Origin of the sequence: Hydrogenophaga crocea, assembly GCF_011388215.1 — a bacterium.
GTDB lineage: Bacteria > Pseudomonadota > Gammaproteobacteria > Burkholderiales > Burkholderiaceae_C > Hydrogenophaga > Hydrogenophaga crocea.
Window position 1 is genome coordinate 1,734,196 of sequence record NZ_CP049989.1, and the last position, 12,315, is coordinate 1,746,510.

Genomic DNA, 12,315 nt, shown 5'->3' on the forward strand with positions numbered 1-12,315 from the left:
GGGCTCAGCCGTTGAGCTGGGCCCAGGCCTTGTCGAGCCGCTTGAGGCTCACGGGCTGCGGCGTGCGCAGCTCCTGCGCGAAGAAGCTCACACGCAGTTCTTCGAGCAGCCAGCGCAGCTCCTGCAGCCGCGCGTCCTGCACGCCCTTGCGCTCGGCCACCAGGCGCCAGAAGCGTTGCTCCTGTGGCCGCAGCTCGGCCAGCCGGGCGGCGTCGCGCGCCGGGTCGGCGCGCAGCTTGTCGAGCCGCAACTGCACGGCCTTGAGGTAGCGCGGCAGGTGCTGCAACTGGGCATAGGGCGTGTCGGTGAGAAAGCGCTTGGTCACCAGGCGCTGCAACTGCTGCGCGATGTCGGCCGCCACCTCGGCCGGGGGCTTGCTGTCCTTGAGCTTGCGCTGGGCGGCCGCGAACTCGGTGAGAACGGCGCCCGCGCTGCGCGCGATCTCGGCAGCGATCAGGTTGAGCCGGCCGCGGCCATCGGCCACGCGCTGCTCGAAGGCCCGGGCATCGGCGGGCAGGGGATCGACGAGGAAGGCGCGGTCGAGCGCGAGCGCGATCAGCTGCGCGCGCAACTCGTCGAGCGTGCCGCCGCCGCGCTCCTTGTCCACGCCCATGAAGGCCGCGCCCATGGCCTGCAGGCCGGGGATGTTCTTCTCCAGGTACTTGAGCGCGTCCTTGATCTGCAGCGCGAACAGGCGGCGCAGGCCCTCGCGGTGGCGCGCCTGCGCGGCGTCGGGCTCGTCGAACACCTCGATGCGCACCGCGTCGCCGTCGTCGACCAGCGCGGGAAAGCCGATCAGCGTCTGGCCGCCGCGGCGGATCTCGAGCAGCTCGGGCAATTCGCCGAAGTCCCAGCGCGTGTGGCGCTGCGCGGCATCGACCGCGGGCGCGGCCGGTGCCGCGGGTGCGGCCTTGGCCAGGCGCACGGCGGGCGCGGGCGTGGGCGCTGGTGATGACGCAGAGGCGGGCGCCGCCGCCGGCACCTTGAGCGCCGCGAGCGCCTGGAACGCGCCGCGCGCCTGCGCGCCGAGCTCGGCCTTGAGCGCCGCGAGGTGGCGGCCCTGGCCGAGCTGGCGGCCGTGTTCGTCGACCACGCGCAGGTGCATGAACAGGTGCGGCGGCAACTGGTCGACCTTGATGTCGTTGCGCACGATGTCGAGCTGCGTGGCCGCGCGCACCTGCTTGAGCACCGCATCCACCAGGCTGCCCTGGCCGAACAGCTCGGGCGCGCTCAGGGCCTCGGTGAAGCGTTCGGCCGTGGCCGGCAACGGCACCAGACGTGAGCGCGGGCGCTGGTGCAGGGTCTTGATCAGCGCCAGCACCTTGTCCTTGAGCATGCCGGGCACCAGCCACTCGCAGCGTTCTTCGTTGACCTGGTTGAGCGCGTAGATCGGCACCGTCACCGACAGGCCGTCGCGCGCATCGCCGGGCTCGTGCAGGTAGCTCGCGGCGCAGTCCACGCCGCCCAGGCGCACGGTGCGCGGGAAGGCCTGGGCCGTGATGCCGGCGGCCTCGTGGCGCATGAGGTCTTCGCGCGTGAGGTACAGCAGCTTGGGGTTGTCGCGCACGGCCTGGCCATACCAGCGCTCGAAGGCCGTGCCGCTCGCGATGTCGGCCGGAATCTGCTCGTCGTACCAGGCGAAGATCACCTCGTCGTCGACCAGCACGTCCTGGCGGCGCGACTTGTGTTCGAGCTCCATCACCTGGCGCACCAGCTTCTGGTTCGCGGCCAGGAAGGCCAACCGCGTGTCCCAGTCGCCGTGCACCAGGGCTTCGCGGATGAAGATCTCGCGCGCGCCCGCGGGGTCCACACGGCTGTAGTCGGCGCGGCGGTTGTGATAGACCACGAGGCCGTAGAGCGTGGCACGCTCCAGCGCCGAGACGCGCGCGGCCTTCTTTTCCCAGTGGGGATCGAGCAGCTGCTTCTTGAGCAGGTGCGCGCCCACACGTTCGAGCCAGCCAGGCTCGATGGCCGCGATGCCGCGGCCGAACAGGCGCGCGGTTTCCACCAGCTCGGCGCAGACGATCCAGCGCCCCGGCTTCTTGCTCAGGTGGGCGCCCGGGTGGCGGTGGAACTTGATGCCGCGCGCGCCCAGGTACCAGTCTTCGGTGTCGCTCTTGCAGCCGATGTTGCCGAGCAGGCCCGCGAGCATGGCGCAGTGCAGCTGCTCGTAGCTGGCGGGCGCGGTGTTGAGCCGCCAGCCCTGCTCGCTCACCACGGTGTGCAGCTGGTTGTGCGTGTCGCGCCATTCGCGCACGCGACGCACGTTGATGAAGTTTTCCCGCAGCAGGTTCTCGTACTGGCGGTGGCTGAGCTTGTGGTCGGTGCCGTGGCCGCCCTTGCTGTCTTCGAGCCACTTCCAGAGCTTGAGCGTGCCGACGAACTCGCTCTTGTCGTCGTCGAACTTGGCATGCGCCTGGTCGGCCTGGGCCTGCTTGTCGATCGGGCGGTCGCGCACGTCCTGCGCGCTGAGCGCGGCGGCGATCACCAGCACCTCGTCGAGCGCGCCCGCGTCGCGCGCGGCCAGGATCATGCGGCCCACGCGCGGGTCGAGCGGCAGGCGCGACAAGGCCTGGCCGATGTCGGTGAGTTCGTTGGCCTCATCGACCGCGCCAAGTTCGGCGAGCAGCTGGTAGCCGTCGGCGATGGCGCGGCGCTGCGGCGCGTCGACGAAGGCGAAGTCTTCCACCGCGCCCAGGTGCAGGGCCTTCATGCGCAGGATCACGCCCGCGAGCGAGCTGCGCAGGATCTCGGGGTCGGTGAAGCGCGGGCGGCCGTTGAAGTCGGCCTCGTCGTAGAGGCGGATGCAGATGCCGTCGGCCACGCGGCCGCAGCGGCCGGCGCGCTGGTTGGCCGCGGCCTGGCTGATGGGCTCGACCAGCAGCTGCTCGACCTTCTGGCGGAAGCTGTAGCGCTTCACGCGCGCGGTGCCGGCGTCGATCACGTAACGGATGCCGGGCACCGTGAGCGAGGTCTCGGCCACGTTGGTGGCGAGCACGATGCGGCGCTGGCCGTGCGGCTGGAAGATGCGGTCCTGCTCGGCCTGGCTCAGGCGCGCGAAGAGCGGCAGCACCTCGGCGTTGCGGTGCAGCGGCTGGTGCGCGAGGTGCTTGCGCAGGTGGTCGGCGGCCTCGCGGATCTCGCGTTCGCCGGGCAGGAAGACCAGGATGTCGCCGCCCTGCCCGCCGCGCCAGAGCTCGTCCACGCCGTCGGCGATGGCGTTGTTCAGGTCGTACTCGCGGCTTTCCTCGAAGGGTCGCCAGCGCACCTCCACGGGATAGGTGCGGCCCGAGACCATGAGCACGGGCGCCTTGCCCCGGGCCGAGGCGAAGTACTCGGCGAAGCGGTCGGCGTCGATCGTGGCCGAGGTGACGATGAGCTTGAGGTCGGGCCGGCGCGGCAGCAGCTGGCGCAGGTAGCCCAGCAGGAAGTCGATGTTGAGGCTGCGCTCGTGGGCCTCGTCGATGATGATCGTGTCGTAGGCCTTGAGGTCCGGGTCGGTCTGCGTCTCGGCGAGCAGGATGCCGTCGGTCATGAGCTTGACGGACGCGTCGCGCGAGAGCCGGTCCTGGAAGCGCACCTTGTAGCCCACCACCTCGCCCAGCGGGGTCTGCAGCTCTTCGGCGATGCGCTTGGCCACCGAGCTCGCGGCGATGCGGCGCGGCTGGGTGTGGCCGATCAGACGGCCGCGTTCGCCCGGTTTCGCGTTGAGCTTGCCGCGCCCCATGGCGAGCGCGATCTTGGGCAGCTGCGTGGTCTTGCCCGAGCCGGTCTCGCCGCACACGATGACCACCTGGTGCTCGCGGATGGCGGCCTCGATCTCGTGCCGGCGCGCGGACACGGGCAGCGATTCGGGGAACTCGAGGCGGAGGGCGGCGGCGGACAAGGCGGGCAAGACAGGGACTTGGGACACAATCGGCAACCCGCGATTATCCCGCTCACCCGGAACCCGACCTGCCCGCCCGCCTGCGATGTCCAACGTCTTCAACTTCACCTTCGTCCCGTGGTTCCGTTCGGTCGCGCCCTACATCCACAAGCACCGCGGCAACACGCTGGTGGTGGGCATCGCGGGTGAAGCGATTGCGGCGGGCAAGCTGCAGAACCTCGTGCAGGACCTCGCGCTGATCCAGAGCATGGGCGTGAAGATCGTGCTGGTGCACGGCTTCCGGCCGCAAGTGAACGAGCAGTTGCGCCTGAAGAACCACGAGGCGCGCTACTCGCACGGCATGCGCATCACCGACGAAGTGGCGCTCGATTGCGCGCAAGAGGCCGCGGGCCAGCTGCGCTACGAGATCGAGGCCGCGTTCAGCCAGGGCCTGCCCAACACGCCCATGGCCGGCGCCACGGTGCGCGTGATCTCGGGCAACTTCATCACCGCGCGCCCGGTGGGCCTGATCGACGGCGTGGACTTCATGCACTCGGGCCTGGTGCGAAAGGTCGACACCGACGGCATCCAGCGCACGCTCGACATGGGCGCCATGGTGCTGCTCTCGCCCTTCGGCTTCTCGCCCACGGGCGAGGCCTTCAACCTCACCATGGAAGACGTGGCGACCTCGGTGGCCGTGGCGCTGCAGGCCGACAAGCTGATGTTCCTCACCGAGATCCCGGGCATCCGCGTGGACGCGGCCGACCCCGACAGCGAGATCGACACCGAGCTGCCGCTGGCCGATGCCCAGCGCCTGCTGGCCGGCCTGCCCAAGGCCGAGCACCCCACCGACACCGCCTTCTACCTGCAGCACTGCATCCGCGCCTGCCAGGGCGGCGTGGAGCGCAGCCACATCCTGCCCTTCGCGGTCGACGGCGCGCTGCTGCTGGAGATCTACACCCACGACGGCATCGGCACCATGGTGGTCGACGAGAAGCTCGAGAGCGTGCGCGAAGCCACCATCGACGACGTGAGCGGCATCGTGGCGCTGATCGAGCCCTACGAAAAAGACGGCACCCTGGTCAAGCGCGACCGCCACGAGATCGAGCGCGACGCGGGCTACTACACCATCATCGAACACGACGGCGTGATCTTCGGCTGCGCCGCGCTCTACCCCTACCCCGAGGAACGCACGGGCGAGATGGCCGCGCTCACCGTGTCACCGCAATCGCAGAGCCAGGGCGACGGCGAACGGCTGCTCAAGCGCATCGAGGCGCGCGCCAAGGCCCAGGGCCTGCAGAGCATCTTCGTGCTCACCACGCGCACCATGCACTGGTTCGTCAAGCGCGGTTTCGTGCAGGTGGGGGCCGACTGGCTGCCCGAGGCGCGCAAGCGCAAGTACAACTGGGACCGGCGCAGCCAGGTCCTGATGAAAAAGCTCTGAGGCCGCGCGTGCTCAGCGCGCCGGGCGGGCCAACAAGAGGCCCAGCGCCAGCAGCGTGAAGGCCACGAACCACAGGAACGACCAGTTCGCGATCGTCAGGCCGAGAAAGGTCCAGTCGATCTTCGAGCAGTCGCCGCTGCCGCGGAAGATCATGGGGATCGCTCGGCCCAGCGGAAAAGCCTCGATCATCCCGAAGAAGTCGCGCCCGCACGAGAGGATCTCGGGCGGGTTCCACTGCAGCCAGCTCTGGCGCGCCGCGGTGAAGGCACCGAAGCCCGCGAACAGGCCCATGAGGCCCACGCCCACCTGGCGCGCGCCGCGCGACTTCAGGCTGGCGGCCAGCGCGGCCAGCACCGCCACCAGGATCAGCGCGTAGCGCTGCACGATGCACATGGGACAGGGCTCGAGCCCCACCACGTGCTGCAGGACCATGCCGAAGGCCAGCAGGGCCACGCAGACCGCGGCCACCAGGGCCAGCACCTGACGGGGCCGCTGCGCGGGCCAGGCGAGCAAGGCGCTCATGGCGCGCTCAGCTCACGAACGCACGCTCGATGACGAAGTCACCCGGCGTGGTGGTATTGCCTTCCTTGAAGCCCAGCTTCTCGCACAAGGCCTTGAGGTCGCGCAGCATCTCGGGGCTGCCGCAGATCATCACGCGGTCTTCGGCGGGGTTGAGCGGGGGAATGCCCAGGTCCTTGGCGATCACGCCGTCGGCCAGCAGCTGCGGGATGCGGCCCTGGTGCATGAAGGGTTCGCGCGTGACCGTCGGGTAGTAGAGCAGCTTCTGTTTGACCATGTCGCCGAGGAATTCGTCCTGCTTGAGCGTCTCTGTGATGAGCTCGCGGTAGGCGAGTTCCTTGACCTGGCGCACGCCGTGGATCAGCACCACCTGCTCGTAGCGCTCGTAGGTCTCGGGGTCGCGGATGATGCTCATGAACGGCGCCAGGCCCGTGCCCGTGCCCAGCAGGTACAGGCGCTTGGCGGGCAGCAGGTAGTCGATCAGCAGGGTGCCCGTGGGCTTCTTGCCCACGATCACGGTGTCGCCGGGCTGGATGTGCTGCAGCCGCGAGGTGAGCGGGCCGTCCTGCACCTTGATGCTCAGGAATTCCAGGTGCTCGGCCCAGTTCGGGCTCACGATGCTGTAGGCGCGCAGCAGCGGCTTGCCGTCCACGCGCAGGCCGATCATGGTGAAGTGGCCGTTGGAAAAACGCAGCGAGGTGTCGCGCGTGGTGGTGAAGCTGAAGAGGCGGTCGGTCCAGTGGTGAACGCTCAGCACGCGCTCTTCGTTGAATGCACTCATGGTGGGAAACAGGTAGGCCCCGCGAGGGGCGACAGGGGTATTGTAAAAAGCGGCCCCGCCAGGGCCGCAGCGCCGACCCTCACGGGCTTGTGGCAGATCAAAGCTTGCTACAGTGCAGGCCCTCGGACGATCGACCGCGACGCTCGGCGCGCATCTTGCCGCAGCCGGCCTCGAACACGAACGAATCGTTTATTCCATCCGATATAACTCGGCCGCATAACGCGCCGGCCCACGACAAGGACACCCCGATGGCACGAATGGTTCAATGCATCAAGCTGGGCAAGGAAGCCGAAGGCCTGGACTTTCCCCCCTACCCCGGCGAGCTGGGCAAGAAGATCTATGAAAGCGTGAGCAAGGAAGCCTGGGCCGCCTGGCTGCGCCACCAGACCATGCTGCTCAACGAGAACCGCCTGAACCTGGCCGACGCGCGTGCCCGCCAGTACCTGGCGCGGCAGATGGAAAAGCACTTCTTCGGCGAAGGCGCGGACGCGGCCGCCGGCTTCGTGCCGCCCACGGCGCCCTGAGCGCCCGCCCCCAGCCTTGCAGGCCCGCCGCGAGCGGGCCTCTTGCTTTCTGACATGCAACACGATCCCCGCCACGCCTGTGTCGTGGGCGCCGGCCTGGCGGGTGCGGCCGTGGCCGCACACCTGGTGCGCCGCGGCTGGACCGTGCAGCTGCTGAGCGCGGGCGATCGCCCCGCCGACGGCGCCTCGGCCTTGCCCGTGGGCATGCTGAGCCCGCACGTGACACGCTCGCCCACGCCCCTGTCGCGCCTGACCGCGCTCGGTGTGCCGCGGATGCGCGCCGAGCTCGAACGCCTGCTGCCGCCGGGCCGCGGCTGGTGGCCCACCGAGGTCGACAACCACGGCCATGATCCCGGCCGCCACCCGGCCACCCTGGTGCGCCCGGGCGCGCTGGTGCAGGCCTGGGTCGACGAAGCCCGCGCGAGCGGCCGCCTTTCGCTGCGCCTGGGCGCGCGCCTGGCGCGGCTGGAACGCGTGGACGGCGGCTGGCGCCTGTTCGATGCGGCGGGGGCCGAGCTCGCGCGCAGCGCCACCGTGGTGCTGGCCGCCGCGCTGGGCAGCCGCGCCCCCACCGACGCCCTGGGCCTGGCGCTGCCGCTGCGACCGGTGCAGGGCCAGCTGAGCCTGGGCCCGCTGCAAGGGCCGGCGCTGGCCGAACGCCCGCAGCGCGACGACGGCGTGTTCGTGCCCGATTTTCACGACCCCGGACTGCCCCCCCTGTGGCCCGAGCGCATCTGGGCCATTGGCTCGACCTTTCGCCGCGGCGCCACCGACACCGCGCTCGACGCCGCCGCCCACCACGAGAACCTCGAGCGGCTGCGCCCGCTCTCGCCCGCCGCGGCCGAGGCCATGGCGGGCGATCTCGCCGCGGGCCGGCTGCTGGGCTGGGCCGGGGTGCGCTGCGCCTCGCTCGACCGGCTGCCGCTGATCGGCGCCGCGCCCGACACCGCGGCCTGGCCCGAACGCCCGCAGCGCTGGCCCGCGCTCGCGGCCCTGCCGCGCCTGGACGGCCTGCACCTGTGCTGCGCCTTCGGTTCGCGCGGCCTCTCGCTGGCCGCGTTCGCGGGGGAATGGCTGGCTTCGGCCATCGACGGCGCACCGCTGCCGCTGGAGGCCGACCTGCGCGACGCGATCGACCCGGCACGCTTCGCCTGGCGCGCGGCCCGGCGCGGGCCCGGCTGAGCGGCGGCGCGCCCGGCCTACAGCGGCCCGGGCTTCAGAGCATGTCCAGCCACTGCGACACCACCGGCGGCTGCAGCGGCCGCGGCAGCACCGCCGACACGCCCAGGCGCCGGGTGTGCTGCTGCACGCGGCGGCGGCGCCACCAGCCGCCGCGCGGGCTGGCCAGCTCGGTGATGGCCAGCGTCATGGCCTGGGGGTAGCGCTCGCGAAAGAGCTGCATCAGGCCCCAGGCGTCGATGTGGTGGTCGTCGAGGTTGAACACCCCGCACAGGTAGTCGAACTGCGAAATGCACTCGGCCGCGCGTTCGGTGGTGCGCGCCTCGTCCACGAAGGGCACGGCCGCCAGCGACAGCCGGGTGCGCAGGTACAGGCCCTCTTCCTCGCCCACGCCCACCACCAGGGCGCGGCGCACCGCGCTCTGCGGGAAGTTGCCGACGTCGATGTCCAGCGGCGCGGGCTGGGTCACGTCCAGATCGAGCAGGCCCGAATCGCTCTGGGTGGCGGCGAAGACCGCGTCGAGATCGTGCAGCAGGTCGGCCCAGCTGATGGGGCGCTCCAGCACGCGCCAGGCGTGGTCGGGCGCGTCACTGCCCACCCAGATCAGGCGCTGGCTTTCGTGCGGCGCGCGGGCCGACGACAGCACCGCCTCGGCGCAGTCACCGTCCACCAGCAGCACCGGGGGCGGCTCGCCCGTGGGGCCGGTGCCGTTCCAGGGCGCATAGACCACCTCGCGCTCGCGCGACAAACGAAAAACGGTGTTCAGGGCGTGGCGCTCCACGTCCGTGAACCCGATCACCTGAACCAGCACACCAGCACCCAGCATGGTCCGCGATGGTAGTGCCCCGCGGACCGGTTTCCCGGTGGTTCCGCGAACGGCCCGGGCCGCCGTGCGCTTGTTCACGCCCCGGTCCGGCCACCGGCTTATTCCAGCCAGCTATAGGCGCATGAGAAAAATGTAGTTCGCCGAATAAGCCGTGCTGCCTACAGTGCCGGCCATGCCCGAGTACGCCATCGTCATCGCCGGATTCGCCGTGGGCCTCATCGTGGGGCTCACAGGGGTGGGCGGCGGCTCGCTCATGACGCCGATCCTGATCTTCTTCTTCGGCGTCAAGCCCTACCTGGCCGTGGGCACCGACCTGCTGTTCGCGGCCACCACCAAGGCCGGCGGCACCCTGAGCCTGGCGCGGCAAAAGCTCGTGCCCTGGCGCGTGGTGGCCTGGCTGTCGGCGGGCAGCCTGCCGGCCGCCGCGCTCACGCTCTACACCCTGCACCGCGTGGGGCCCGCGAGCGCACCGGTGCAAAAGGCCATGACGCTGACGCTGGGCGTGGCGCTGGTGCTCACCGCGCTGGCCATGTTCTACAAGGCCGCGCGCGGCCGCCAGCTGCCGCGCCAGTTGAACCACGCCGACCTCGACCAGGCCATGCGCGCGCGCCACCCCGCGCTGCCGGTGCTGTTCGGCGCGCTCATCGGCACCCTGGTCACGCTGACCTCGGTGGGCGCCGGCGCCATCGGCGTGTCGGTGCTGCTGCTGCTGTTTCCCCTGCTGCCGCTGCCGCGCATCGTGGCCGCCGACATCGCCTACGCCGTGCCGCTCACGCTGCTGGCCGGCCTGGGCCACGCCAGCCTGGGCTCGGTCGACTGGCACCTGCTGGGCCTGCTGCTGTGCGGCTCGCTGCCCGGCATCTGGCTGGGCACGCGCCTGGTGCACCGCACGCCCGAGCGGCTGGTGCGATCGGGCCTGTCCGTGCTGATCGGCTACGCCGGCCTCAAGCTGATCGCGATCTGATTTCCCCCACGCTCCGCCATGTACCGCTACAACGACTTCGACCGCCAATTCGTCCAACTGCGCGCCGCCCAGTACCGCGACCAGCTCCAGCGCTGGCAGGCCGGCACCCTGTCCGACGACGCCTTCAAGCCGCTGCGCCTGCAGAACGGCTGGTACATCCAGCGCTTCGCGCCCATGCTGCGCGTGGCCGTGCCCTACGGCGACATCAACAGCGAACAGCTGCGCGTGCTGGCCCGCGTGGCGCGCGAGTTCGACCACAAGGAAGCGCACGACACCAGCAAGGCCAACGCCGCGCTGGCCGACGTGCCCTCGCTGCCCGACCGCACCGCGCACTTCACCACGCGCTCCAACGTGCAGTTCAACTGGATCCCGATCGAGCGCTCGGCCGACGTGATGGACCTGCTGGCCTCGGTGGGCCTGCACGGCATCCAGACCAGCGGCAACTGCATCCGCAACACCACCACCGATGCGCTCGCGGGCATCGCCGTGGACGAGGTGGCCGACCCGCGCCCCTTCGCCGAGCTGCTGCGCCAATGGAGCACGCTGCACCCCGAGTTCGCCTTCCTGCCGCGCAAGTTCAAGGTGGCCATCACCGGCGCGCGCGAAGACCGCGCCGCCACGCCCTGGCACGACGTGGGCCTGCGCCTGTGGCACAACGTGGACGGCGAGCTGGGCTTCCAGGTGCGCGTGGGCGGCGGCATGGGCCGCACGCCCATCATCGGCACGGTGATCCGCGAGTTCCTGCCCTGGCACCAGATGCGCAACTACCTCGAAGCGATCGTGCGTGCCTACAACCGCTTCGGCCGCCGCGACAACGCCTACAAGGCGCGCATCAAGATCCTCGTGAAGGCCGAAGGCCAGGCCTTCGCCGATGCGGTGGAAGCCGAGTACCGCGACATCCTCGACAAAGACGGCGCGCCGCACACCATCACCCAGGCCGAGCTCGACCGCCTCACCGCCTTCTTCGCGCCGCCGCCCGCGAGCTGCGACCGCAAGAGCGCCGATGCCAAGATCGCCCACATCCTCAAGGCCGCGGCCGAGGACGACCTGGAGTTCAGCCGCTGGCTCACGCGCAACGTGAAGCCGCACCAGAACCCCGACCTGCGCGCCGTCACGCTGTCGTTCAAGCGCGTGGGCCAGGCGCCCGGCGACGCCACCGCCGAACAGCTCGAACGCGCGGCCGACCTGGCCGACCGCTTCTCCAGCGGCGAAGCGCGCGTGACGCACGAGCAGAACCTGCTGCTGCCCTGGGTGCGCTGCGACCAGCTCCCCGAGCTCTGGCGCGAGGCGCGCCGGCTCGGCCTGGCCAAACCCAACATCGGCCTGCTCACCGACATGATCGCCTGCCCCGGCGGCGACTTCTGCGACCTCGCCAACGCGCGCTCGCTGCCGATCGCACAGGCCGTGCTCTCGCGCTACACCGACCTCGACGAGCTGCACGACCTGGGCGAGATCGACCTGCACATGAGCGGCTGCATCAACAGCTGCGGCCACCACCACAGCGGCCACATCGGCATCCTCGGCGTCGACAAGGACGGCCAGGAGTGGTACCAGGTGACGCTGGGCGGCTCCGACGGCACGCGCCTGTCGGGCGCGGCCACGCCGGGCAAGGTGATCGGCCCCTCGTTCGCCGCCAGCGAAGTGCCCGAGGTGCTCGAAGCCGTGCTCGACACCTACCGCGCGCAGCGCGAGGCCGACGAGACCTTCATCGCCACGCTGCGCCGCGTCGGCATCGAGCCGTTCAAGACCGCCGCCAACGCGGTGCGCAGCGCCACCGCGCGCACGACCGAAACCGCCTGAGGACCGCGCCATGACCATCGAACTCTTCCTGGCCGACCGCTTCACCCCCGCCGAGAGCGAGGCCGAGCGCCGCGTGCTCGCCAACACCGACGACCCGCGCGAGACCGACCTCACGGGCGTGCGCGTGGTGGAGCTGCAATTCCCCAAGTTCACCGACGGCCGCGCCTTCAGCCAGGCCTTTCTGCTGCGCCGCCGCCTGGGCTTCACGGGCGAGATCCGCGCCACCGGCGACGTGCTGATCGACCAGGTGCTGCAGATGCAGCGCAGCGGCTTCACGCAGGCCGTGCTGGCCGCGGGCCAGGACCTGGCCCACGCGCAGCGCCTGCTCGCGCACTACCCCGGCTTCTACCAGGGCGATGCGGTGCACACCGCGCCACAAACCGCCGCATCAGCCGCCGCCGCCTGAGGACCGC

Annotated in this window: 10 protein-coding genes; 6 read left to right on the forward strand and 4 right to left on the reverse strand. The window is 70.8% G+C overall.

Annotated elements, in window-relative coordinates:
* Positions 1 to 4 precede the first annotated feature (4 nt).
* Complete coding sequence (hrpA, locus tag G9Q37_RS08250) at positions 5 to 3,913, reverse strand: ATP-dependent RNA helicase HrpA (protein WP_420810311.1); 3,909 nt, start codon at positions 3,911 to 3,913, stop codon at positions 5 to 7.
* A gap of 58 nt (positions 3,914 to 3,971) precedes the next feature.
* Between hrpA and argA the strand changes: the two genes are divergently transcribed.
* Positions 3,972 to 5,309 (forward strand): amino-acid N-acetyltransferase, encoded by a 1,338-nt coding sequence (gene argA / locus G9Q37_RS08255; protein WP_166226733.1) that lies wholly within the window; start codon positions 3,972 to 3,974, stop codon positions 5,307 to 5,309.
* Between the two features lie 12 nt (positions 5,310 to 5,321).
* Here argA and G9Q37_RS08260 read toward each other — a convergent pair whose 3' ends face one another.
* Positions 5,322 to 5,831, reverse strand: a complete 510-nt coding sequence (locus G9Q37_RS08260; RefSeq protein WP_166226734.1) for a disulfide bond formation protein B — start codon at positions 5,829 to 5,831, stop codon at positions 5,322 to 5,324.
* Positions 5,832 to 5,838: 7 nt separating this feature from the next.
* Entirely contained in the window at positions 5,839 to 6,609 is a 771-nt protein-coding gene (locus G9Q37_RS08265; protein WP_166226735.1) for a ferredoxin--NADP reductase, read from the reverse strand.
* Positions 6,610 to 6,857: 248 nt separating this feature from the next.
* On the opposite strand from G9Q37_RS08265, the gene G9Q37_RS08270 reads away from it, so the two are divergent.
* Both G9Q37_RS08270 and G9Q37_RS08275 read left to right on the forward strand, forming a co-directional pair.
* Positions 6,858 to 7,133 (forward strand): oxidative damage protection protein, encoded by a 276-nt coding sequence (locus G9Q37_RS08270; protein WP_166226736.1) that lies wholly within the window; start codon positions 6,858 to 6,860, stop codon positions 7,131 to 7,133.
* Positions 7,134 to 7,187: 54 nt separating this feature from the next.
* Positions 7,188 to 8,315, forward strand: coding sequence for an FAD-dependent oxidoreductase (locus G9Q37_RS08275; RefSeq protein ID WP_166226737.1), 1,128 nt, complete (start codon positions 7,188 to 7,190; stop codon positions 8,313 to 8,315).
* Between the two features lie 34 nt (positions 8,316 to 8,349).
* Here the strand turns inward: G9Q37_RS08275 and G9Q37_RS08280 are convergent, their stop codons facing one another.
* Positions 8,350 to 9,138: a hypothetical protein gene (locus G9Q37_RS08280; protein ID WP_166226738.1), complete on the reverse strand. Its 789-nt coding sequence runs from the start codon at positions 9,136 to 9,138 to the stop codon at positions 8,350 to 8,352.
* A 172-nt stretch (positions 9,139 to 9,310) separates the two neighbouring features.
* Between G9Q37_RS08280 and G9Q37_RS08285 the strand changes: the two genes are divergently transcribed.
* The 3 genes from G9Q37_RS08285 to G9Q37_RS08295 are packed head-to-tail and all read left to right on the forward strand — an operon-like array spanning position 9,311 to position 12,308.
* Positions 9,311 to 10,102 carry a sulfite exporter TauE/SafE family protein gene (locus G9Q37_RS08285; RefSeq protein ID WP_166226739.1) on the forward strand — a complete coding sequence of 264 codons (792 nt, stop codon included), beginning with the start codon at positions 9,311 to 9,313 and terminating at the stop codon, positions 10,100 to 10,102.
* An 18-nt stretch (positions 10,103 to 10,120) separates the two neighbouring features.
* Entirely contained in the window at positions 10,121 to 11,902 is a 1,782-nt protein-coding gene (locus tag G9Q37_RS08290) for a nitrite/sulfite reductase (protein WP_166226740.1), read from the forward strand.
* Between the two features lie 10 nt (positions 11,903 to 11,912).
* Positions 11,913 to 12,308, forward strand: a complete 396-nt coding sequence (locus tag G9Q37_RS08295) for a DUF934 domain-containing protein (RefSeq protein ID WP_166226741.1) — start codon at positions 11,913 to 11,915, stop codon at positions 12,306 to 12,308.
* Positions 12,309 to 12,315 lie beyond the last annotated feature (7 nt).